The following is a 24,506-nucleotide window of genomic DNA, read 5'->3' on the forward strand; positions in this document are numbered from 1 at the left end:
CCTGTTTCATATGTCTGTTTGTCCGGGACTTTTTTGTCCCTGTCTATAGCTTCATGAATACCACACCGCAGCCCTATACGGTGAAGCGCAGACCAAATGGCTGCGCTTCGGGTATCCTGATGCTTCATTTGTAGATGTACGGCCGCTCTATGTGGCAGCCTGTACCCTATTGTTTAACCTTTTACTGCGCCCAGTGTCATACCACCAACAAAGTACTTCTGAAGGAATGGATATACAATGAGGATTGGAACCGTCACAACGATCGTAATCGCCATTTTGATCGATTCCGGTGAAATCTGTGTCATTTGCTGCGCCATATCATTGGCATTTCGTCCAGCACCTGAGCCCTGCTGTGTACTTTGCAATACTTTCATCAGCTCATATTGGAGCGTGGTCAGATGTGCCTTTGAACCATTATACAGGTACGTATCAAACCACGCATTCCATTGACCTACAGCCAGGAACAATGCGATGGTAGCAAGCACTGGTTTACACAGTGGCAAGATGATTCTGTAATAGATTGTAAAGTCATTCGCTCCATCCAGCTTCGCGGATTCCTGCAATGAGTATGGCAGGCCATCAATGAATGAACGGATGATAAACACGTTAAATGCACTGATCATGCCAGGCAATACATATACCCAGAATGTACCGATCAGGTCCAAGTCACGCATCAGGATGTATACCGGAATCAGACCACCGGAGAAATACATCGTGAGTGCGAGTGTTGTGGATACAAATTTTCTAAGTCCAAAGTCAGGTCTGCTCAGTGTAAAGGCGATCATAGATGAACTGATCAATCCGAGCACGGTACCTACAAGTGTACGCAGAATGGATATCTGCAAACCTTGTAACAATCCATCATATTGGAAAATCGTTTTGTAGTTCTGTAATGTGAATTCGCGAGGCCACAAGTAAATTCCGCCACGTACTGTATCTGTCGAGTTATTGAGTGAGATGGCTAGTACGTTAAGGAATGGATAAAGTGTTACAACCAGCACCATGGTCATCGCGAGGATGTTGAATATATCGAACAGTTTATCGCCTCGAGTAGCATTGAATGCTTTGTTCGCCATAATGTCGTCCCCTCCCTACATGATGCTTTCTTTTGTGAATTTTTTGAACAAGCCGTTCGCAGTAAACAGAAGGATGATACTGACAACGGAGTTGAATATACCTATGGCTGTACCATATGAGAATCGTCCCATATTCAAACCATAATTGAGCGCGTATAGATCAAGTACTTCCGAGTAGTCTGTGACCAGACTGTTTTGCAGCAAAAATTGCTTCTCGAAACCGATACTTATCAGATGTCCAATTGACATGATGAAAAGTACGGAAATCGTGGTCCGTATGCCAGGCAGCGTAATATGCCACATCTGTCTCCAGCGGTTGGCTCCATCTACACGGGAAGCTTCATACAGCTCATTGTCGATACCTGTAATCGCCGCCAGATAGATGATGGCATTCCAACCGGTTTCCTTCCACATATCTGAAGCGGTTACAATGTACCAGAACAAGTTCCCCTTGGCCATGAATTGGATCGGCTGATCGATAATGTTCAGTCCTACCAATAGATCATTGATAATCCCTCCATCGGTGGAGAGCATCTTTGTAATGATCCCGGCTACAACAACCCAGGATACAAAGTGAGGCAGATATGATACCGTTTGCACGGCACGTTTGAAGAACATGCCTCTCATTTCATTCAGGAGAATAGCGAAGAATATCGGTACGATAAAACCGACAACCAGTCCCATCAAACTCATTGCAAGTGTATTTCGAAGTACCAGATAGAAACGATCATCACTGAACAGCTCTACAAAGTGTTTAAAACCAACCCACTCTTGATCACCAAACGATCTGGCAGGTTTATAATTTTGGAAAGCCATCGTCCATCCCCATAGTGGCAGATAGTTAAATACGAAAACCCAAGCTACGAATGGCAATGACATGAGATAGAGATATTTCTGCTGTTTCATTCTGTCCCAAATTCCGTTCCGCCGATTCTTTAAAGGCGGTTTGGGGTCACTGCTTCTGTTCGCGGAAGCGGATTTTTTTGTTAGCGTTTCCATCTCCGTTCCCCCTCCTCTGTTTTATAAAATAATCATACTCGATAGAGCGTTTTCAAAATACCATCTGGATTTTAGAGAAAATCATATAAAAATTAGATATAGACATATATAATCAGACATTAATTCGTTAAAATCAGTGATAAATTCTACTTTCAAATGATATAAAAGTAATATTAAGGTAAAATACTATCTAAAGTGGTAAATATCGAAAACGTTTTATAGTAATCGTTTACTTCAATTACATGGCATACAAAAAGGACCCTTTCGGGTCCCTCTGATTACAATGTAAATTGAATGGTTTGCAGTTTAACGATGCCGAGTAATTGCGCTACGGATATGGAGGTTGCTGGACGGAATTGATCTCCATTCAGATACGCAAGCATCTCCTGAAATAAGTAGGCGGCTTCCGGACGCTTCATTACAGCCAGATTGGCAAACGGAAGTGAGGATATCAAAATCTTGCCCTTCCCTACTTTTGCCTCAAAGGCATAAGCGAGTCGTTTGGCCCGATGGAAATGGTCCACCACTTCGATCAGCGGTTCCACCCCGGGCAACGTATCCAAACATATCGCTGGTGTACCGTTCACCAAGTGATACCAATGCCAGTCCGAAGCCCCATCATGCGGGAAGGAGCCTAGTAGTGCTGGCCGATCTCTCAAATACATACCCATCGTTGCACCAGGCTGTGTAGCAAACATCAGGTAATTCCAGAATACAGGCAGATACTTGGTCTCCACTGAATCATATAACCCTTCTGCGGTTGGCTGTAGCCAAACACTCCCCCCGTTGACCACATAATCAACGACATTGGGTGTTAACGACTGAACGATAACCAAGTCAATCTCCCGATTTTTCAACAACTGGAATCCATCGATGCGATCTACGCAATCATCATGCGCTTCACCCAATAATGGCTTCAACTCTGCCACGGTATTCCAGAACCGATTTGAACTCGGATGAGACTGATAAAAAGGAAACGACCAGCCATGCCATACATTCGCTACAGTTCTTTCCGAATCGCCTGATATCAGCTCCGCTTCGATCCGAAAAGCTGCTGCCCCTTCATGAGGAGCGGTAGCGACGATGCTTCCCAGTGACATGACAGACCCACATTGGATATCTCCGGTCTTCCATGCCCCTTCAGTAAGTATCACATCATCGCTTATTAACCTCCACTGAGTGACCGCGTCCTCAAGCGGCTCCTTACCGTAGTGAGAGATGCGTACATCGACATGAATGGGTTCTCCGGCGTAAAATGTACGCTCCTTGCAGCTTAACAACAGCACCACATCTGCGTTGAAACACATGAATTCTTCTGGTGTTGTAATGCCTTTGTCATCCCAAAATACATCCAGAATGCCCGTCGTAGCATGTCCCTGCCCTGGAAAATCACGAATGTCCAGAAGCTGTACGCCCGCAGCGTCCGGTGTTCGCCGAATTCGCTCCATAGCTTCTTTTAAGGAACGTACCAGATGGGTACCACTGACCTGTTGAAAATGCTCCAGGTCCTCGATCATACCTTTGTTTGTTAACGATTCTTCGATCGGTCGTAACCAGCTAGGACGCAATACGCCAGTATACTTCGCTCGCTCTTGGGGCCGCACATACATGGTGTACTGTGCATGTTCGTGCCCAATGACGGGATGCTCCGCGAGCCGAGTGACTGCATGATAGTCCAGCGTGGTATCCGGCACAGCAGAATATGCGGATTCCAACGGGGGATGCCAGTTCAACGACTGAATATAATAATCACCTTCCCGCCCTTGCGTCGGAAGCTGTCCAAAACCTGTATTGTCCGTATATAACCGGGTCGGGTCCATATCCCTTGCCCTCGATACTAATGCATTGAGTTCAGGGTGGCCGTTCGGACCAATGAGTTCATTCCCCATGGAGAACATGACGAATGAAGGATGCCTATGCAGCGACTGAAGCAACCCGTCCAGTTCTTGTGTCAGATAGGACAATACTTCAGCTGGCGCAGACTGATCCGATTGCTCAAAGAAACGAGACCAATGGGGAAGTTCTGCCTGCACCAGCATGCCTGCTTCATCAGCAGCATCCCAGAAAGGCTCCGGCGCGCTCCACCCATGCAGTCGGACATGATTGAAGCCATACGATCTGGCGATTCGAAATTGCTGAAGATAATGCTCCTTGTCCCAGACGGGATAACCCGTCAGTGGAAAGATACAGCAATCGACGTATCCACGCAAATATACTGGTGTCCCATTCAACTCAAGCTGCTTCCCGTTTGTTGCAAAGGAGCGTACACCAAATGATTGCTCCAGCCGATCCAGTTCCCGTTCACCGTCATGCAGACGGATCACTGCCTTGTATAATTCAGGGGATTCATCTGACCATCTTGCGACAGACTTTCCTGTCCCAAGTTCCAATCGCCACTGATCTATTAAAGCGTTGCTTTCATTTACACCTACTGAGCTTATATCCACATGCGCTGGAACACTCATATCCACATGACAACTATATCGATCAAGCCATGTGCCGTCCGGTTGCTGGATATCCACATGTAATTGCATCGATCTAGCGGAATCATCTGCGGGAGCGCTTACAGTACAATCAACCAGAATGGTTCCGTTCTCAGCATCTGTTTGAATACGTAACGTCTGTAATCGGCATGGGGGCAGACTGTCCAGATAAACACCACCCGTGATTCCACCCCAGGCTGTGGCCGTATGCAATGAATGAATATGGCTACCCGCCAGCGGAAGTTTCATCGTATTATCCACGCGCATCTCCACACGATTCACTTCTCCCTGCTTCACCAGAGAGGTAACATCCCACTTCTGTTGATTCACCAGACTATCCTGCTGCCCGGCATACTGTCCATTGATCCAGAGATGCGTTGTCCATCGGACACCTTCCAATCTGAATACATAGTGGCATCCGGGATCGTCTGATGGAACATGAACATCCTGAGCATACCAGGCTGAGCCTTCAAATTCGCGTACCTTGGTCCAAGTATCGAGCCTTTCGTATTCAGGCTCATCTCCGTATCCTTGCTCTTCCCATGAACCGGGAATCTGAATGGTCTCCCATGATGTATTTTCACACTGTGATGGCGGTAATATCTCTTGTTCAACGAGTATATCGGACTCCAGATCCAAACAAAACTGCCATGTTCCATTTAAGTTCAATGTATGACGCACAGCGCCTATATCAGACAAATTCATATCGTATAGCCATCCCTTCATCTGGATACTTGTAAATCCAGTCTAAAATGTGAAGCATTCGGTGACCATTGCTTATCATGGGAAGTGCATGGACAATATGATGAATATGGAAATTTCTCAGGAATACCGAAAACGTTTTACACAATAGGTAGGGGCAAAGCCCAGCACTCCGTACTTATTCCTCGTTTATATCCGTAGCCGTTCCTTTAATTGATGATTGGGTTCTGGCCTGTTTGTAAGCGGATGGGGATTCCCCTACATATTTCTTGAACTTACCGTGGAAGTAGTCCACATTAGCATATCCCACTCTCGCCGCGACCTGATGGACCTTCAGTCCTTCGTCCAGCAATTCCTTGGCCTTTTCCATACGAACCTTGTCCAGAAATGCATTGAAATATTCTCCAGTATGATTCTTGAACAACTTACCCAAGTAACTGCTGTTATAGTTAAACACTTCTGCCAGCACTTCGAGTTTGAGATTTTCGCCAGGGTTACGCTGGATAAATTCAATCATCTGTTTCAATACAGTATCCTTGCTTCCCCCACCCATACGTTGAATAAGTCGATTCAAATGTTCCGATGCCATGACTTTGAGATCAGACATCGTAAATTGATGATAGACTTCATTAATCAGAACCGAATGTTCCTGCATAATGGAGTGCATATGTTGATTCGTCGCTGCAAGTTTGTTGAACGCCAGGGAAAATACCTGTGAGAACGCCGTCTTAATCGCTTGCTCTGTTCGGTGATATGGAACCAGGCGCTCTTCCATCTCACCCAGCACCCGCATAACGGACTCACTACTGCGGATGTCTAACGCATAATACAGCTTGTCCGCGAGTTCGTCCTCAACTGGCTCATGTGCTCCGTCCACAGCTTCAACTTCTGGTTTAACAACGCTTTGGCCTTCGCTGCCTTCAGTCCACAGAATGATGCGTTGCTCCGTGAACAAGAAGCGTTCCCCGAGTAAACGATTTGCCTGCGTGTATGACTGCGCAATTTCAGAAGTGGAATGTACGGGTTCTCCTGCAGCACCATACATGTGAACCTTCCATTCTCCCAGCAGTCCTTCCAGCTCATCATACAGATTTCTTGCAGATGACTCGGATGTGATTATTTCCTTACTTAACAGTCCCAGACCAGAATGGAACGAGAATACAATGCCTCGGTCTTTATGGTCAAATGCTTCAATCAGTTTGCGTTTCATAACACTTCCCCGTTGCAGGTCAGGGGTTACATGCATCTCAAGCAGCACAATCTGATAGTGAGGCCAATGCAGCCCCAGACTATCTTCTTCCATGTTGCCCGCACCCTCCAGACTGTCAAAGAGCAAAGCCTCGATCTGATGCTCCCGAAAGACGATATCTTCACCAGCATGACGTGCCATTGTCTCCCGTTCACGGGTCAGGATTGTAGCAATACGCTCCAGTTCACCAATAATCTCTTCTTCATCCACCGGTTTGAGCAGATAACCATCCACACCAAAACTGATGGCTTTTTTGGCATAATCAAAATCCGCGTAACCACTCAATATCAAAAAGTGCGAATCCGGATGATTCCGGCGCACTTCTTCAATCACATCCAGCCCGGTCATACCGGGCATGCGAATATCAATAATCGTCAGATCAGGCTCCAATTCCTCAAACCGGGAGATGGCCTCACGCCCGCTGGCAGCTGTAGCGATAACCTGGAATCCGTATTTTTCCCACTCGATAATGGTTGTCAGTCCCTCACGTATGCTCGGTTCGTCATCCACCAAAAACACTTTATACATGTTGGTCCCCTCCTGCTGGCAAAGTGAAAGAAACCTCTGTTCCTTCCCCATATACACTCGTAATCTGTAACCCATATGGCTCCCCGTACGTCAAGGTTAAGCGTTGATGTACATTACGCATGCCGATCCGACTCTTCTCCTGTTCCTCCGGTCCACAGATAAACTGCATCACCTCAGCCAGTCGTTCTGGCGTTATGCCTGCACCATTGTCATCCACACGGATCTGCACAATGTTCTCTACTAAACGAATACTTATATGAACACGGACTGTGCCCTCTTTGTTCTCCAGACCATGGACAATCGCATTCTCAACCAAAGGTTGAATAATTAGAGGCGGAATGTACATCTTCTCCACCTCAGGATCGATATGGATCTGGAATGCAAGGCGGTCGCCGTAACGAAATTTCTGAATTTCCAAATAGGAACGTACCATTTCAAGTTCAGCCCGGAAGGTTGTTTTTCCACTGCCAATCTCCAGACTCTTGCGCATTAGCTTGCCCAACAGCCTGACGATGTTGGCAATCTCTGCTTCTCCCTTGATATGCGCTTTCATCCGAATGGACTCCAGTGCATTAAACAAGAAATGGGGATTGATCTGGCTCGCCATCATTTTCAATTTAATCTCTTTTTGGGCGATTTCCAATTGATTGTTCTGTTCTGTCGCTTCTACCACCTGCGTCATGAGTTCATTGATACTTTTCACCATATAGTTGAACTGTCGTGACAGTTGTCCAATCTCATCGTTTCCATCAATCCGTGAAGTCACGTTCAGGTCTCCTAATGCAAGCTTGTTGAGGTGTTTACTCAGCCGGAGCAATCGGTTCGAAGTGAGGAACGAGATGATATATACGAATAATAGGGCGATCACCAGCACAAGGATAATAAAAATCATGCCAATCAAGCTGACGGTGTTGGCGTCTTTGACGATATTTTTGGTGGCAAAAACCGAAATCACCTTCAGGCTGTTCATACTCGATCCAGGGCCCAGCTCATCAATAACAATATTAGATGGTTCCCCTCGGAAATCCCCCTCTATGGTGCCTTTCGCCTGATTCTGCAGATCAACGCCAAAATCAAGCTCATCCAGCGTTTTACCCACCAGCTCGGTATTCTTGGCCGCAACCACATACCCCTGCTCGTCCGTAATCATCGTCTCAAACTGTTCCTGACGCAACAATCCATTCAGCTCATCCTGATTGATCACAATCATCAACACGCCCTCGGTCCGATACTCGGCAAAAGGTACTTTGCGCACCAGGCTGAGCTTGTGTACAGGATTATCTTCCTTGTCCGGAATGTAGAACCACCCGATGCTGGTTGTTTTCAGTGCCTGTTGGTACCAGTAGCTCTCTTCCGTCTGCTTGTCTACCGGGATGAATTCGAGGTTGTTGATCAATGTTGGGTTAGTTGAGTAAAAACGAATGCCTGCTATCTCACGGTACAAACGCCTGTACTCCTGAAAGTCTTTGTATGCAAGATACGCTGAGGTTAGCTCTACAACGCTCTTGTACCGTTTATTCACGATCTCCTTGAGATCCGCATTAAACATTAATAGATTGGATATATCGGTTGGTACACGAAGCATGGTCGCCGTCTGGCTCTTGATTTTGTCCACATTGATGATCGTCTGTCCTATCGCATTGTCCAGGGCTTGCTGGCGAAAATAACTGGTCACAGCAAGACCAACAATCAGGACCGGAATCATGACAACCAGTACATAGGAAATGAGCAATTTATGCTTTAATTTGAGATTATTAGTGGTTCGTATCAACCTTTTCAACATGTCTGCACCTTCCGTCATCTGTATAAGCGCTTACATATAAACAGCAGGATCAGGATGTTCTGTCCTCAGAATTAATCATACCACATAACCGTCAGAATTCGGATTGTCATTGCAATGGGTACTATATTGCCAGGCTGCAAGCTAGGCTACATCTAGTAGAAGAGGCCGCCATTAACATGGCGACCGGGCTTACCGAATTTTTTTCTACTGACAGAAGTTTAGTGACTCCTAGATGGGCGAAATCCATATCCTTTGGCACACCATGCAACAATCAAAGCCACCAATGTTAAAGCCAAGATGGCCCAGTTAAATGATGCAGCTCCCCATTGATTCAGAAGAACACCTCCCGCCATTCCCCCAAGGGCAATAGCCAGATTCCAAACGGTTGTATTAATCGGCATGACGAGGTCCACACCTTGTTCCCCAGTAGCTTGAGCAAGTGCAGTCTGTAACAGGGTAGCCGCACCACCAAATGTCAGACCCCACAGCGCAACAGAACCGAAGACCACAACAACGTGCTCACTCCAAAGACCTAATACAAGGGAAATCAAAGCAAAGCCCGCAAGGCTCATGAGAACCAGCATACGCAACCACCGATCAATGAAAATACCTGTAATCCAGATGCCCACCAATGCCATCAGACCAAATACAAGTAAAATGAGTCCAACCTTGGATTCCAAACCGGCATCGGCGAGAAAAGGAGTAATATACGTGTATAAAATATTATGAGCCAACATCCAGGCCAAGACGACAGTCAAAATGGGAATGATACCGGGGGTGAACAGTACTTGCTTGACGGAGATCCGCTTATCCGCTGACTGCCCCGGATAATCGGGTACTTTCCAGAGCACCCAGAAAATCAGTACAAACGCCAGCAACGACATCAGCCAGAATACCGAGCGCCAGCCCATAAATGAACCCAGTAATGTACCTGCCGGAACACCGAATGATAGGGCAATCGGCGTTCCAATCATAGCCACAGCCATGCCTCTTCCCTTGAGATGATCAGGTACCATGCGTAATGCATAACCGCCAATCAGGCCCCAGGAGATCCCCGCTGCAACACCGGCCAAGAAACGAGCGAAAAGTGTCAGCACATAGTTTGAAGAGAGGGCAGTAATGGTATTGAAGACAAGAAAACCAATAATAGACAGAAGTAAAAGCGGACGCCGCCGCCAGCCCTTTGTCAGCACGGCCACAGGTATGGCAGCAACCAGCGATCCAACAGCATAAAAGGTGACAAGCTGCCCCGCCCCTGCCTCAGAGATCTGCAGCCCTTCTTTTATTTGCGGCAGTAACCCCGCAGGAAGTGTTTCGGTCATAATAGCTATGAAACCCGCCATAGCCAGGGCCAGTAACCCCAGCCACGGAAAACGATGAGAAGATATATCCGACATCTGTGCAGCTCCTTTTAATATAGTGAAAACAAGTAATCAAATTATGGATCGATCATTCCTTATATTATTCAGACTGTATCACCTTGTCAATGACTTTTGGATCGATTAGTATATAATTAAGAAAAAAGAGGGGGGAACTCTTATGGCAAGAACGGGACGTCCGCGCATTTTCGATCGGGATGAAGCTTTATTACAAGCGATGATGCTCTTTTGGGAGCAAGGTTTCGAGGCCACTTCATTACTTCAGCTTCGAGCAGCTATGGGGGATATTTCAGCAGCCAGCTTCTATGCAGCCTTTGAATCCAAAGAAGCGCTGTATAAAGAAGCAGTAGAACGATATATGGATACGTTTGGACGTGTCACGGAAAGTTTCTCGGATCTTACGCTGTCACCAAGAGATGCGATCGAAACAACATTAAGAAGCACAGCAAAAATGCAAACAGACAGTGCACATCCATCCGGCTGTTTAATTGTGCTGTCAGCCAGCACATGTTCTTCCAAAAACAATCATATCCGTGACATTACCGCTGATAAAAGAAAGCTGACTCGCAACCGCCTGCAGGATTGCATCCAGCGTGCTGTGGATGTCGGTGAAATTCCTGCTTCCACGAATGTAGCCATGCTAACCACCGTATTTGATACCTTTATGCAAGGCATCTCTACACAAGCCCGCGACGGTGTTCCTCATGCAACGATCGATCAGGCTATCACGGAATTCATGGGCATCTGGAACCTTGCTCAACATTCAGCCTGACTTAAACCTACGAACTGTTGAAGTGTTAGAACGGTAAAAAAAGGCACTCCCACGATTGGAAGTGCCAGCTTAGTATAGAATCTGTTCGTTTGTTATTAAGGACGAGGTGTACTTACCCCATTGAGGATCAGTTTAGGATGAATATCGGCGCTCAGCGAAGCGGAAACTGCACAATATTTTTCCTCAGCCATCTGGATGGCTTTCCAGATGCGATAATCCGGGATATCGCCATCGACTTTGAAGATCAGATCAATGGATGTGAAGCCTTTGGGCATCTCTTCACTGCGTGTGCCTTGCGCTTCAATCTCAATCGACTCAATTTTGTCCAGGAAAGCGTCCAGAATCATCGTAATATCGATTCCCATACAGCCCCCGAGACCCGCCAGTAACAATTCCATCGGGGTCGCACCCTTGCTGTCACCACCATAAGCAGCAGTGGCATCCATGCCAACCGCGTAGCCAGAGGGTCCTTCGGAAGTAAACGCACGTTTGCCTTTCCATACGGTTGTTACATTCATGATGTTATCCTTCTTTCTTACAATAGTTTAAGTTCAAGCGAAAAAGGTTTGCACTTGCCACTCCGATGACAGAATAACCTTCCGATCGCTGTTATCCCCAGATTTTTTTGATTCCCTTCTTCAAGGGGAAAATCAGGGGATAAAGGCGCACGCTCCGCTTCTTCAGGTTTCTTCCGTCCTCTCCATTCTTGTGCAAAAAGTTTAGTTGAACTGATATCGTTCATGACCTTAAATACCCGCTCGGAGTACGTTCGTTCTTCCGATCGCTGTTATCTTCATCAAAATTCAGTAATCTGTTGCAAGAAACGACGGGTGCGTTCTTGCGTTGGATGTTCAAAAAAGGCTTGTGGACTTGCTTCTTCCACAATTGACCCGTCCGCCATAAAGACGATTTTGTTTGCCACATTACGGGCAAACTTCAATTCATGTGTCACAACCAGCATCGTCATGCCTTCCTCTGCCAGTTCCTTCATGACGGAAAGTACCTCTCCGACCAGTTCAGGATCAAGAGCTGAAGTTGGCTCATCAAACAGCATCACTTCCGGCTCCATCGCGAGTGCACGCGCAATGGCGACCCGCTGCTGTTGTCCACCGGACAATCGGGATGGATACGCATCCTGCTTGTCCGACAAGCCGACCCGATCCAGAAGAATCCGGCCGCGTTCAGCCGCCTCGTCCCTTTTGATTTTTTTCACCGTAACAAGACCTTCTATCACATTACCCAGCACTGTCTTGTGCGGATACAGATTAAATTGCTGGAATACCATGCCGGTCTGGCGACGAATCTCCAGTACCCGGGCACGTTGGACTCGCAGCGGATCTGCGCTGTTAACCACAATGCCGTTCACTTCGATCTGTCCTCCGGACAACTCTTCGAGTCCATTCAGACAGCGCAGCAAGGTACTCTTGCCTGAACCACTTGGGCCGAGCAATACAACAATATCTTTGGCATCGACATGAAGATCGATGTTCGTAAGTACTTCATTTTGCTGAAAACGTTTGGTAAGTCCAGTTGTTGTAATCATCGGTTCTCTCCTCCCATCAGTAAGCCCGGGCCAACCGGCGCTCCACTTGTTCCAGAATGGCCGAGAAGCCGATACTCATAATCCAGTAGATCACACCAATAGCCAGATAAAAAGGCATATTCAATGCATATTGCGATACCAGCAGTTGTGCTGAACGCAACAACTCGGTAACACCAATCGCCGCCACAAGTGATGTTTCCTTCAACATGCCAATAAACGTGTTCCCCATCGGCGGGATGGCAATGCGCACAGCCTGCGGGAAGATAATGCGTCTCATCGCTTGAGCCGGTGTCATTCCCGTTGCATATGCAGCTTCTGTCTGTCCTTTAGGCACAGCCTGAATGGCTCCACGGAACGTCTCCGACAGAAATGCACCTGCATTCAGACTCAATCCCAGACATGCAGCCGTGAGTGATCCCAAGGTCACTCCATAATCGACCAATCCGTAATAAATAACGAATAATTGCACCAGCAGCGGGGTCCCCCGCATGATGGATACATAAAACCTTGCGATCAACCTAAGCCACATCGGTCCCTTCAGACGAGCAATCGCAACAAGCACCCCGATGATGAACGCAAAAAACATGGAGATCACAGTTACATACAGCGTATAATAAGCCCCCTTCAGAAAGAAGGGGATATTCTCAAATACCAGTTCCATGGGTCAAATCTTCCCTTCGCCTTGCAGGTTCATTATTGCGCAGGCTCTTCACCAAACCATTTTTTGAAAATGGTATTGTACGTGCCATCATCTTTCATGCCTTTGAGAGCATCATTCAGTGCTGCTACGAGTTCCGGATTGTCTTTGCGAACAGCAATACCTGCCTGGTCACTCTTAATAGCTTCACCTACAGCTTTGATATTCAATCCGTTGGCATCCACAATCGGTTTCAGAGCGTACATATTGTTGATTGTTGCATCAATCCGCCCAGCATTCAGATCTTTGAGTGAAGAGATGACATCGTCATAGGTTTTGATCGTGAAGTCTCCCACTTTTGGCAACACTTCATTACGCAGATATGATTCATCATTTGTACCCAGACCTACGCCAATCGTTTTACCTTTGAAGTCTTCCAGTTTGGTAATATCGTTATTGTCTTCTTTTACAATAATTTTAACTTGGTTCGTAATATACGGATCACTGAAATCCAGTACTTTCTTACGATCATCGGTAATCGTCATTTGGCTGATAATGGCATCAAGCTTCTTCGCTTGCAGACTTGGTGTCAAACCGGAGAACTCTTGGGATACAAATTCAACCTCAACCCCAAGACGCTTCGCAACTTCACGTGCGATATCGGCATCGTAGCCGTCCATTTCTTTCTTATCGTTCAGGAAGTTGTACGGTGCGTATGTGCCCATCATGCCCACTTTGATAACGCCAGCCGACTTGATCTGTTCCAGTTCATTACTTGCCTGTGCACCATTTGTGCTTCCACCATCTGTTGCCTTACTTCCACAAGCACTAAGTACCAGCACGGTCATCAGCAGAATTGCTGTCAAAGACCAGCCTTTACGAGTTTTCGATCCATATGTGTTGTTCATTACGTTAACTTCCTCTCAGTCGTGTATTAATCTGGATGTACATTGGGTTACTTTATTGTGACTAAACCGCAGTTGTACCCATTATTCCCTGCTATTTGTTTAATCATGTGAATCTTATGTGCCCAATAGTCCGTAAAACTCAAAGCTTGCTGCTTCAGTTGCCAGCGATGAAGCTGTCATGGCTGAAAATTTGCTGTGTAACTCATCGGAACCGAACAACCAGCGTGATATCATGCCTTCAATCATGCTTACCAATAGGGCTGCTCGAAGTGGAACATCCATGCCCTTAGGCAACATGCCAAGTTCGATGGCACGTTCCATATTGTGACGAAACGCAGTTTCCACAGCATTACGTGTCTCCTCAACCAGGCGTTGTACGGACTCTTCCGTCACGATGCCTTTGAGCAACAGTTCCATAAAATAACGATTCTGCGCGGCAAACAAAAACAAGTCAGTGAACAGCCTTTCCGATGCTTTCACCATATCCTCTACTGATCCGGCATCCTTGCGGTACCCTTGTCCAATCGACTCAAGTAACTCCTCCTTGCCCGTTAAGACAATCTCCGAAGCAATGGCTTCTTTACTCTTGAAGTGCCAGTAGAATGTCCCTTGCGCCACACCGGCCTCGCGGACGATATCGGAAATTTTCGTCTGATGGTAACCTTGGGTTGCAAAACGCTCCATCGCTATGCGTATTATTTGGTCCCGGCGTTCTTCACCGGGTTCCAAACCGTTAATTTTGGTCATTCATGTAACCCTCCCGATTGATCAGTCAGTCAGTTAAGTTATATCCTATGGGATAACTAGGTTTTTGTCAATATAGTTTTAAACAAATGGTTACAAGCATAAGTTGAAGTTGAGTGCATTTGTGATCATAATAGGTGATAGCCTTGTTCAAATGAACAGGCATGGTCAAGCAGGACAGCCTGTGCTGTCACCTGCATTTCAAGGAGGAAGAGAATTGGACATTATATCATCCATTATTATGGGCATCATCGAAGGTTTGACTGAGTTTTTGCCCGTGTCCTCTACTGGACACATGATTCTGACTGCCCACTTGCTGGGTTTATCGGAGGACAACGAGTCAGTCAAAACGTTTGAGGTGGTTGTTCAACTCGGAGCTGTACTTGCTGTTGTTGTACTGTACTGGAACAAATTCATTGATATGTTCCGCTTCACCGGAGGGAGCAGACCTTACTCCCGCCGCCTCAATCTGGGACATATCTTCCTGGCGATGGTTCCTGCCGTAGTCATCGGACTTGTATTCCGCGACTGGATCAAAGCACATTTGTTTGGTCCGGAAACAGTGCTGTACAGCCTCGTTATAGGTGGTATATTGATGATCGTAGCCGAACGTTGGAGCCGGAAGAGTGGGCGGATTACTACCCATGATGTCGATGATATTTCCTACAAACAGGCATTCGCGGTGGGTATATTTCAGATCTTGGCGTTGTGGCCAGGCTTCTCCCGTTCCGGGTCAACGATCTCAGGCGGTCTCTTTGCAGGGGTAAGCCGTGTAGCCGCTGCGGAGTTCACATTCCTCGTGTCTGTGCCAATTATGATTGGTGCTACGGGATATGACCTGTACAAAAGTATCGATCACCTGAACGGCAGTGATTTCCCAATCTTTGCGATTGGATTCATCGCTGCTTTCATCGTCGCCATTCTTGCGATCAAGACGTTCCTGTCCATTTTGAAAAAATTGAGCCTGACCGTCTTTGCTGTGTATCGCTTTGTCTTGGCAGCCGTGTTCTTTATTATTTTGATGTAAGTATTACAATTCAAGTAATTAGACAGGCAAAATCAATGGCGGCCTCACATTCCCTTGGGAAGCGAGGCCGCCATATTTTATATTGCTATACTTCCGTTACTTCATGTTTCTGTTGCTTCACGATTCTGTTACTGCTTCAGAGACAGCAATACCCGTAATTAGAAGAAGTCTGATTCTTCATTACTTCCTTCTTTGCTGGGTTGGTTCACTTGTGATGCCGACTAGGTTTACTTTTTACTATGTATCATGGACAACCATATTTATGTTCACTTCTGAAAAGCAGCCTGTCTAATACCACTCTTTTACTTGAAAGTTCCGGTGTTTCTTTCGACTCTTCAATCTCTCACGCAGATTATATCTATTCTCCTTTTGTTCCTGCAGCAATTGCTTCACCCCGATCATCAACAATCGGTATCTTCGGTCATCATTGTGACTTAATTGGTGCATTTCTTCAAAAATTTCATTCTTCATACGGATCTTGTTCACTCCAAATATTCAGTTTGTTCTCACAGTATACATGGGAGCACTGAACAAATTCTAAACAAGCGTTGTTTCTCAACTTCAGTTATTCAAATGCACATTTGAATGCACATCATGCGGGCTGGAATAAAACAGAAAAACCCCTTCCTGTCGCAGGACAAGAAGAGGTCTCCTTAGCTAAATTAATTAGACAAGCTGCTGAGTCTCGTACACTTAAACTTTGGATTCAAGCGTCTCCAGATACTCGGAGATTTGAGCAGGTGTTTTAGCCCATTTGCTATGCAGATGTGCGATTTTCTTGCCGTTCTGGAAGACGAGCAGGCTTGGAATGCCGCGTACACCATTCTCTTCGGCAAACGGCTGGAACTTTTCTGCATCCAGGGCATAGAAGGTTTTGTCCGTATGTTGGTCGATAACATCCCCGATAAAACGATCCAGGTTTTTGCAATCCGGACACCAGGTTGTATCAAATTTAATGACGGTAAAACCATCAGAGTTAATTGTATCCAAATATTGCTGTTCACTTTGAATTCTTTCCATATGTCTTCTCTCCCTTATATGTTCCTTTTTTGGCTGATCTTCATTGTACCTCGTATAGTTACAATTGAAAATAGGCTTAATGGAGTTAACGATGCTGCTTGTACAGATTAGCGGGACTGAGTTCTCGTATTTCCTGAATTTCCGCAGGGGTGAGTTCAGGCGAATTCGAAGCAGCAATATTGTGCAGCAACTGTTCTCTTGAACTGGCACCAGGGACAACAGCTGCTACGGCAGGATGGGATAACGCGTAGCGAATAGCCGTCTGAGCCATACTGCGTTGGTCTGTAACAAGACGACTTAGCCCTTGCCGAATGGTATATAGTTGCTCTGGCGTATAGTCCAGATAACCTTTGTCTGCCTTGGCAGATCCGGAATCGGCAAGCACACCGCTAGCTACTGGTCCACGGGCAATTACGCTGATCCCCTTTTGTTCCAATAAAGGCAGCACTTCTTCTTCCGCTCTGCGGTCAGCAATGCTGTACTGGTTCATCACACTGACGATGGATGCCCTCTTTACATACTCCCGAATCACATTGGGACGAATGGAGGAAATTCCGTAATATCGGATAAGTCCTTCCTTCTTCAGTTCCTCAAACGCTTCGATCGTCTCTTCGATGGGGTCGTCCAAGGTCCCGCCATGCAGCTGATACAGATCGATGTAATCGGTCTGCAACCGCTTCAGACTTTCATGTACAGCCTGCTTAATGTAGGCTTTGGACGGGTCCCATGACCAGCCCTCTTTGCCGGGGATACGCCGATTACCTACTTTGGTTGCCACAATGACTTGGTCCCGACGCCCTTTAATAGCTTGTCCTACAATCTCTTCATTACGCCCTTCGTCGTACAGATCGGCTGTATCCAGCAGATTGACCCCATGATCCAGAGCCTCATGAACTAGGCCCACAGCGTGCTCCATTTCAGTTCCAAGTGACATACATCCCAGCCCAATCTCAGACACCATCAGTTCGGATGTACCCAGACGATTTTTCTTCATATGTGCATCTCCCTCCATACGTTCTGCAAGTATCCATTGTATCATTCTTGCTGGCAAAAATCGCATGCCTCACCGAAACATAAGGTAGTTTTCAACTGCACAAAAAAAACCTGGAACGACTTCATCTCCAGGTTTCTCGTGATCATCATTTAAATTCAATCGATAAACGAACTATCGCAATCTATTTCACTTCCACACGTGGTCTGGTTTTACTTGTTCCATTGGACGAATTGGAGTTTTTCATCATACCCGAGACAGTGCTAAACAGCTTATCTCTTGCTTGTTTGTTCCTCATCAGATAAGTCACACCTGCGCCGATAGCCGTCATGAGTATTCCTCTTCTTTTAGACATGTGCTTCTCCTCCTTCAGGATAAATGTACATCGTGTCTTGTTTGACAATTACCCTGTGGGAACAAAACGAAACGAAGTACAGGCTTGATCGCAGAAAAAAGATGACCTCCGAATTCAATTCAGCGGTCATCTTCCAATCGTCCTGTTGAAACATCAACCGAACGAGATAACTCATACAAGCTTTCGTACAATCAAGACAAACGTCCATGTCCAATTAATCAGATGGCGTTGCCACATGGGTCATTTCTTCATGTTTGTAGGTCGAACCATCGGCGGTCAGATAAAAGTGTCCGATGGGATGCAGATCTTCATCCAATTCGTAGACAAGCGGAATGCCTGTCGGGATATTGAGCGCCATCACGTCTGCTTCGGACAATTGGTCCAGATGCATGACGAGTGAACGGAGCGTGTTCCCATGCGCAGAGATCAGCACTCTTTTGCCAGCAGACACCATCGGTTTAATCTCCGTATTCCAGTACTCCAGTACACGCTTCGAGGTATCCATCAGGTTCTCCGTAAAAGGGATGGTGCATCCGAGTCGCTTATACTTGTCCAGATCCTGCACATATCGGTCATCGGTTTCGTCCAGTGCCGGGGGAGATACGTTCACGGATCGTCTCCATTCCTTTACTTGGTCTTCCCCATACTTCAGAGCAGTCTGCTGTTTATTCAGTCCTTGCAGCGCACCATAATGGCGTTCATTCAGCTTCCAAGTCTTCGTAATGGGAATCCACATGAGGTCCATTTCATCCAGCGCAATATCGAGTGTTCGGATAGAACGTTTCAGCACGGATGCATAGGCGTAATCAAAATCAAATCCCTGTTCCTTCATGATCTTCCCTGCTTTACGTGCTTCTGCGTAACCATCCGTCGTCAGATCCACATCAGTCCATCCGGTAAAACGATTCTCTACATTCCACATGCTCTGTCCATGGCGAATCAAAACAACTCTGTACATAAACGTGAACCCTCCTTCCATGGAAACATTACCCACAAGTCAAACTAATTAGCACAGTGAAACGTTCATCACATTAATAATATGGTGCCATCATCAGGTATACTACGACACCTGTAGAACTGACGTACAGCCAGATTGGCATAGTCCAACGTGCAATTTTGCGGTGTTTCTTCAATTGATTCGTCCAACCCCACACAAGTGTGAACAACGCCAATGGAACAATCAGGGCTGCCAGTATACTATGGGTAATCAGAATGAAGAAATAGATCGAACGAATGATGCCCTCGCCGCCGTATTTGGACGTCTCTGGTGAGAGGTAATGAAACGTCAGATAGGTCACGAGGAATAACAGTGTTGTTGAGAATGCAGCAAGAATAAATCGTTTGTGCAGCTTCACATTCCGCTTGATAATCGCAATAAGCGCTGCGAGCAGGAATATGAAGGTAAAGCTGTTAAACACGGCATTAAAACGCGGCAACACCGTAATATCAAAGGTTACATCACCTTTGTAACCAATTGACGGTGCGAAGAACAATAATAAAATAATGACATTAGCGAGAATGGAAATCGTGATAATGATGCCTGCGAAATTTTTATTACTCGTCGGGGATGGAATGTTCGGCTCCCCTTTGTTATTTTTGCCCAATGCAAAATCCTCCTCATATCCTAACTTCTATGTTCTATATCATTATATCTCGCCAATTCCGGGCTGTTAAGTGACAACACTCTGAACAAAAGCCGCTGCACTTCCCTATAAAATGCCCCTTTGCGGCCATTTTCACTCAAATCCAATCCGACTCCCATTTACCGAATCCTTCATTTGTGGTATAATTAACGCAATTAATCACATACGCGTTGAAACTGGAGGAGCCTGTCACCAAGGGCCCCTCTTTGTCTTTTTCAGGCACAGAACGGCACTTTCCTAATGCCTTTCTGTGCCTTTTTGTCTGTTTGAAGCGGAGGATGGATCGCCCTTGGGTTGGTTAACCTATAGACGCTACTACTGGAGGGGAGCACAGATATGGAATTTATTTTGGTTCTTGCACTTATTTTAATCTTTACCAAACTCGCTGGTGATCTATCCGTAAGATTGGGTCAACCATCGGTTCTGGGGAAACTGATTGTCGGTGTCGTCCTCGGGCCTGCAATTCTCGGTTGGGTTCAGCAAAGTGATTTCGTGCATTATATGGCTGAGATCGGGGTCTTGCTGTTAATGTTCATTGCCGGACTGGAAACCGATCTGGAGCAGTTGAAGAAGAACTGGAAGGCGGCCTTTGCCGTAGCAGTCGGCGGTATTATTTTGCCTTTTATCGGAGGATACGGTTCGGCCGTAGCCTTTGGTATGTCACAGACACATGCGCTGTTCTTTGGACTTTTATTCTGTGCCACTTCCGTCAGCATATCGGTTCAGACACTGAAAGATATGGATCAACTCAGCTCGCGTGAGGGTACAACAATCCTTGGGGCAGCTGTCGTAGATGATGTCCTGGTCGTTGTCATTCTTGCCGTTATGATGAGCTTGCTGGGTACTGGTGGAGGAGACACTTCGATTTCTCTGCTTATTGGTAAAAAGCTGTTATTCTTTGTGATCATCATCGCTGCCAGCTGGTTCCTTGTTCCACGCATCATGAAGTGGATGGCACCACTGAAAGTAACCGAGACCGTCATTACTGCGGGATTGATTATTTGTTTTGGCTTCTCGTACTTTGCAGAGTGGATGGGTGTTGCTGGAATCATCGGTGCATTTGCCGCTGGTATCGCCATCTCCCAAACTAACTTCAAATATGAAGTCGAAACCAAACTGGAACCAATCGCCTACGGAATTTTTGTTCCAGTTTTCTTTGTCAGTATCGGCTTAAATGTCACCTTTGATGGTGTCGGTTCACAAATCTGGTTTATTGTCGTTATCAGTCTTATCGCCATTGTTACCAAACTTATCGGTGGTGGAGCTGGTGCACGACTGACCGGATTTAATATGTCATCTTCATTAGCCATTGGCTCAGGAATGATATCAAGAGGTGAAGTTGCGCTCATTATCGCTTCAACGGGACTTGCTTCCGGATTGCTTGATTCGGAGTATTTTACCAGCGTTGTGATCATGGTCATTGTAACTACACTAGTCACTCCACCACTCCTCAAAATCACCTTTGCACGCAAGAAAGGGGAAAAGCAAGTTGAAAGAGGAATTGAAGAATCTCATTTGAACGGGTGAGATATGTCTCAGTTCAAAACTTAACAATAAAGATTCCATTGTGGCACTCTGAACTCTAGACTTCAGTTGTGTCCCTAGAATTACTATGAGTGTCTTGCGACTCAGGTAAGCTGTGTCTTGATGATATGCTGCACTTTTAGCTTTTCGCATTTGGCACACCCAAGGCATCCAGTCGTCACACATACTAACACGGTCTTGAAGCATCAACGGGCGTAAAATTCCTGAAATGTAGGCCGGCTGCGCCTTAAGAATAACCCTTCATTTTTTCTAAGGAACCCAGTACGTCTTATTTGGTCCTCTGGCTCTCTTTTTCAATTGTAAGAAACATCAGACACCTTATTTCCCAAATTTTCATAACAAAACGCTGAAAATGGCTGTACATTCCGAAATAACGTTTCTCAGGTTCCTTACATTTCTGCGAGTGCTTCAACTCCCTGAATAAGACGTCTCAGATTCCTTAGCTCTTATTGCCCGCTCTACGCTTCTTTCCAAGCATGAGCAAGAGAAGACGCATACCCGCGGTACGAAGAACTTAATTTAAATGTAAACAGCCTTGAAGGCGAGAATAATCTACTTTTACAGCGTCTATATCGCTTACTCGCACATTAAGGGACGCGTTCTCGCACATTTAAAGTGTAGCACCTACTAGCTCGGAATACGTCCAGTCTCGTTCTGGCATTCAGACCTTGGCTTGAGATATCCTCTATTGGAAAAGGTATTGAAATCATTCCATATTTAAAGCTATACTTGATCTAGAAATGTAACATATTGGTCGTGAAGCACACGCCGCTTTGATCCATTCTCCCCTTCAACGCGAAGGTTGGAAATGGTCAGAGCGGCTTTTTGTATTTTGACATGACGACCTGAAGCCTGTTCACGTTCGTTTATTTTATTTTTAGAGGAGATGAAGACGATGAGCATTGATTTTGAGGAGGCTTACGAAGTTTGGATGCACTCCCTTCTGGAGAAGGAAACGAACCCCAGAGTGCTGTCCAGACTAGAAAATGGACTTGAACATGGCACGTTGGAATTTTTGCGTACAGTCTGGTTTCCGGTGATGAAAAACTTTAACCATTTGCAACCCGAATGGGAAGTTCGAGACTTTCATAACGGCTATCGGTATCTGGATCTGGCTTATCTGCCAGGTAACGGCGTTAAAGGAGGTATTGAGATTCAGGGATACGGGCCACATGCCCGTGATCTGGATGTACGGCGCTTTAAAGATTTATGCTGGCGGCATTGTCTGCTAACGCTTGATGATTGGATTTTTCTGCCGATCGCTTATCTCTCCATTAAAGACGAACCGAAACGGTGCCAACAGCTTGTGCTCTCTTTTATGGGAAAATTCATTGCTACGGATTTCCGACATCCTTAAATTGGCTTGAAGCCGAGACTCTTCGTTATGCCAGACGCATCATTCGTCCATTTGCCCCCTCGGAACTAGCAACACACCTGCGAATCACGGATCAGCATGCTCGAAGAGTTCTTCACAGCCTGATTGATCAACAAGTATTACATGTCGCTAGTGGCGCTCAACGATATCGAACGTATATCTTACGAACATGAGACACTCTATTTCGCCGATATCGTACATATCCATTTTTTAACGAACTCAGGACATCTTATTGTGATGATATGAAGTAGATCAGGGCACTTTTTCGGGCCTTTTCGTGAAATAAGTTTGCTGGGATTCGTTAGAATTCCAACATGCCTCTTATCTCGATAATAAGCTCAACTGAGTTCGTTAGAATTTTAGAAATGACTCCGAAACTTTTGGAGTTATTATTATAACTTTTGGAGTTACTACTATTAAACCTAATTGCGAACCACTTTAGATACTGGAGTGTCAGATACTTTCATCAATATCGAGTTTACATGGAGATTTACACGGAGGAATAGCTCTGAGCTAGAATTTACTTGAAATAGCTTGCGGGGGAGCCTACAGTTCCAGGGGTAAGTAACTTGTAGTCGATTAAATCACTTAAAATGAGGTCTCCGACCATATATAGAAAAACAAAAAAAGACCACCTTACACTCAAGAGGTCTTCCATCCTTGCCTGTTGTTACAACAGGCTGTCCTATTTTAAGTTAACACGCCAACATAAAAACCAATCGAGATAAAGACAACACACCAGACGAATGCACCAATGCCCGATACAACTACGTACCTGCCGATGGCCATCTTGCTAATTCCGGAGAAACAACACATCAGATGACGAATGCCTGGAATGAAGTAACCCAGGATGATGGACCAATACCCATATTTGAGGAACCACGACTCCACCCTGCTGAATCGTTTGGCATTAACGCCGACCCACTTGCCGTATTTTTCAACCAGCGGCCTGCCCGCTTTTTTGCCAATCATGTAGCTAAGCAGCCCTCCGGTAAATGCGCCACCGAAACTGACGGCGATGGATACGGAGTAATTCAATACCGAGATGGAGGCGAGATAACCGACAAAAGTCATCATCACCTCATCCGGAATCGGCATGCCAATAACGCCAAGAGCCAGTAGTCCGTATATTGCGAAATAACCATATTGACCAATAAATTCTTTTGCAAATTCCATACTGACTCGCTCCTTATTTCGGTTCCACAATATCCTTCTCATGTGAGGCTAACACTTGTTTTAGAGACGGGAATCGGATTTGGCTCACCATGAGACCGGATAATACAATAATGACAAGATAGGCTACACCATGTGTGAAATAAGGACTCCAGAGTGCGAAAAAGGACATCAGACCTCCCGCAAATGTAATCGGCATTCCGACAAAACCACTGCTTGCTGTCTTCTGACAGTTATAACGGGCCAGACGCAAAGCACCGCAAATCGGAAACAATGCAGTCAGTGCCATCCCCAGCACACTCACTTCAATCATGGAATTCAGGTACAGAATCAGCACGGGTGCTGTTCCGAATGAAACTACATCCGCAAGCGAGTCCAAGGACTTGCCGAACTCACCCTCACAATGCAATTTACGAGCCGCATACCCGTCAAACAGATCAAAGAACATCGCTACCCATATCATCATCACAGCCAGGGCAAATTCACCATGAATAGCCATAATGACTGCCAGCATGCCTGAACTTAGATTCCCCAAGGTTAAAATCGATGGTAAAGACTTCATAATATTTGACTC

22 protein-coding genes and 1 pseudogene are annotated in these 24,506 nt (G+C 45.9%); 4 read left to right on the forward strand and 19 right to left on the reverse strand.

The window, feature by feature from the left end:
• Nucleotides 1-173: 173 nt before the first annotated feature.
• The 6 genes from MKY01_RS27415 to MKY01_RS27440 form a co-directional block, all read right to left on the reverse strand.
• Nucleotides 174-1,076 (reverse strand): carbohydrate ABC transporter permease, encoded by a 903-nt coding sequence (locus MKY01_RS27415; RefSeq protein WP_127546605.1) that lies wholly within the window; start codon nt 1,074-1,076, stop codon nt 174-176.
• Nucleotides 1,077-1,091: 15 nt separating this feature from the next.
• Nucleotides 1,092-2,075 carry a sugar ABC transporter permease gene (locus tag MKY01_RS27420; protein WP_127546607.1) on the reverse strand — a complete coding sequence of 328 codons (984 nt, stop codon included), beginning with the start codon at nt 2,073-2,075 and terminating at the stop codon, nt 1,092-1,094.
• A 278-nt stretch (nt 2,076-2,353) separates the two neighbouring features.
• A complete protein-coding gene (locus MKY01_RS27425) occupies nt 2,354-5,263 on the reverse strand; it encodes a sugar-binding domain-containing protein (protein ID WP_339284307.1) in 2,910 nt (969 codons plus the stop codon).
• Between the two features lie 175 nt (nt 5,264-5,438).
• The gene (locus MKY01_RS27430; RefSeq protein ID WP_339284309.1) at nt 5,439-7,037 is read right to left on the reverse strand and encodes a response regulator transcription factor; all 1,599 of its coding nucleotides are present in this window, start codon (nt 7,035-7,037) and stop codon (nt 5,439-5,441) included.
• Nucleotides 7,030-8,820 (reverse strand): histidine kinase, encoded by a 1,791-nt coding sequence (locus MKY01_RS27435; protein ID WP_127546612.1) that lies wholly within the window; start codon nt 8,818-8,820, stop codon nt 7,030-7,032. The genes MKY01_RS27430 and MKY01_RS27435 overlap by 8 nt, the downstream gene beginning before the upstream one ends.
• A 218-nt stretch (nt 8,821-9,038) precedes the next feature.
• On the reverse strand, nt 9,039-10,217 hold the full coding sequence (locus MKY01_RS27440; RefSeq protein ID WP_339284311.1) for an MFS transporter: 1,179 nt from the start codon (nt 10,215-10,217) through the stop codon (nt 9,039-9,041).
• Between the two features lie 142 nt (nt 10,218-10,359).
• Between MKY01_RS27440 and MKY01_RS27445 the strand changes: the two genes are divergently transcribed.
• Nucleotides 10,360-10,971, forward strand: a complete 612-nt coding sequence (locus tag MKY01_RS27445; RefSeq protein WP_315372891.1) for a TetR/AcrR family transcriptional regulator — start codon at nt 10,360-10,362, stop codon at nt 10,969-10,971.
• Nucleotides 10,972-11,066: 95 nt separating this feature from the next.
• Here the strand turns inward: MKY01_RS27445 and MKY01_RS27450 are convergent, their stop codons facing one another.
• The 5 genes from MKY01_RS27450 to MKY01_RS27470 all read right to left on the reverse strand — a co-directional run bounded on the left by MKY01_RS27450 (nt 11,067) and on the right by MKY01_RS27470 (nt 14,806).
• On the reverse strand, nt 11,067-11,489 hold the full coding sequence (locus MKY01_RS27450; protein WP_036606882.1) for an OsmC family protein: 423 nt from the start codon (nt 11,487-11,489) through the stop codon (nt 11,067-11,069).
• A gap of 278 nt (nt 11,490-11,767) precedes the next feature.
• On the reverse strand, nt 11,768-12,514 hold the full coding sequence (locus MKY01_RS27455) for an amino acid ABC transporter ATP-binding protein (protein WP_127546614.1): 747 nt from the start codon (nt 12,512-12,514) through the stop codon (nt 11,768-11,770).
• 16 nt (nt 12,515-12,530) lie between these two features.
• Nucleotides 12,531-13,175, reverse strand: a complete 645-nt coding sequence (locus MKY01_RS27460; protein ID WP_017692207.1) for an amino acid ABC transporter permease — start codon at nt 13,173-13,175, stop codon at nt 12,531-12,533.
• Nucleotides 13,176-13,207: 32 nt separating this feature from the next.
• Nucleotides 13,208-14,059 (reverse strand): transporter substrate-binding domain-containing protein, encoded by an 852-nt coding sequence (locus MKY01_RS27465; protein WP_076253558.1) that lies wholly within the window; start codon nt 14,057-14,059, stop codon nt 13,208-13,210.
• Between the two features lie 114 nt (nt 14,060-14,173).
• The gene (locus tag MKY01_RS27470; RefSeq protein ID WP_076253557.1) at nt 14,174-14,806 is read right to left on the reverse strand and encodes a TetR/AcrR family transcriptional regulator; all 633 of its coding nucleotides are present in this window, start codon (nt 14,804-14,806) and stop codon (nt 14,174-14,176) included.
• A 238-nt stretch (nt 14,807-15,044) separates the two neighbouring features.
• On the opposite strand from MKY01_RS27470, the gene MKY01_RS27475 reads away from it, so the two are divergent.
• The gene (locus MKY01_RS27475; protein WP_339287279.1) at nt 15,045-15,830 is read left to right on the forward strand and encodes an undecaprenyl-diphosphate phosphatase; all 786 of its coding nucleotides are present in this window, start codon (nt 15,045-15,047) and stop codon (nt 15,828-15,830) included.
• A 288-nt stretch (nt 15,831-16,118) separates the two neighbouring features.
• Here the strand turns inward: MKY01_RS27475 and MKY01_RS27480 are convergent, their stop codons facing one another.
• From MKY01_RS27480 to MKY01_RS27505, 6 genes are all read right to left on the reverse strand, one after another.
• Nucleotides 16,119-16,301: a hypothetical protein gene (locus tag MKY01_RS27480; protein ID WP_036606873.1), complete on the reverse strand. Its 183-nt coding sequence runs from the start codon at nt 16,299-16,301 to the stop codon at nt 16,119-16,121.
• Between the two features lie 222 nt (nt 16,302-16,523).
• Nucleotides 16,524-16,850 carry a thioredoxin family protein gene (locus MKY01_RS27485; RefSeq protein WP_017692202.1) on the reverse strand — a complete coding sequence of 109 codons (327 nt, stop codon included), beginning with the start codon at nt 16,848-16,850 and terminating at the stop codon, nt 16,524-16,526.
• 85 nt (nt 16,851-16,935) lie between these two features.
• Nucleotides 16,936-17,844: an aldo/keto reductase gene (locus tag MKY01_RS27490; protein ID WP_339284314.1), complete on the reverse strand. Its 909-nt coding sequence runs from the start codon at nt 17,842-17,844 to the stop codon at nt 16,936-16,938.
• Between the two features lie 181 nt (nt 17,845-18,025).
• Nucleotides 18,026-18,196 (reverse strand): hypothetical protein, encoded by a 171-nt coding sequence (locus MKY01_RS27495; protein ID WP_167350917.1) that lies wholly within the window; start codon nt 18,194-18,196, stop codon nt 18,026-18,028.
• A 214-nt stretch (nt 18,197-18,410) separates the two neighbouring features.
• A complete protein-coding gene (gene gpmA, locus MKY01_RS27500; RefSeq protein WP_339284316.1) occupies nt 18,411-19,154 on the reverse strand; it encodes a 2,3-diphosphoglycerate-dependent phosphoglycerate mutase in 744 nt (247 codons plus the stop codon).
• Nucleotides 19,155-19,227: 73 nt separating this feature from the next.
• Complete coding sequence (locus tag MKY01_RS27505; RefSeq protein ID WP_017692198.1) at nt 19,228-19,800, reverse strand: DUF420 domain-containing protein; 573 nt, start codon at nt 19,798-19,800, stop codon at nt 19,228-19,230.
• Nucleotides 19,801-20,175: 375 nt separating this feature from the next.
• Here MKY01_RS27505 and MKY01_RS27510 point away from each other — a divergent pair, with 375 nt between their 5' ends.
• Both MKY01_RS27510 and MKY01_RS27515 read left to right on the forward strand, forming a co-directional pair.
• Complete coding sequence (locus MKY01_RS27510; RefSeq protein WP_315370940.1) at nt 20,176-21,366, forward strand: cation:proton antiporter; 1,191 nt, start codon at nt 20,176-20,178, stop codon at nt 21,364-21,366.
• 913 nt (nt 21,367-22,279) lie between these two features.
• A pseudogene (locus tag MKY01_RS27515) lies at nt 22,280-22,932 on the forward strand (transcriptional regulator).
• Between the two features lie 517 nt (nt 22,933-23,449).
• Here the strand turns inward: MKY01_RS27515 and MKY01_RS27520 are convergent.
• Together MKY01_RS27520 and pssA are read right to left on the reverse strand one after the other, a co-directional pair.
• Entirely contained in the window at nt 23,450-23,935 is a 486-nt protein-coding gene (locus MKY01_RS27520) for a DedA family protein (RefSeq protein ID WP_036606861.1), read from the reverse strand.
• A gap of 13 nt (nt 23,936-23,948) precedes the next feature.
• Nucleotides 23,949-24,494 (reverse strand): CDP-diacylglycerol--serine O-phosphatidyltransferase, encoded by a 546-nt coding sequence (gene pssA / locus MKY01_RS27525; protein WP_036606859.1) that lies wholly within the window; start codon nt 24,492-24,494, stop codon nt 23,949-23,951.
• Between the last annotated feature and the right edge of the window lie 12 nt (nt 24,495-24,506).

The organism is Paenibacillus sp. FSL R5-0486, assembly GCF_037975155.1.
GTDB classification, from domain to species: Bacteria; Bacillota; Bacilli; order Paenibacillales; family Paenibacillaceae; genus Paenibacillus; species Paenibacillus amylolyticus.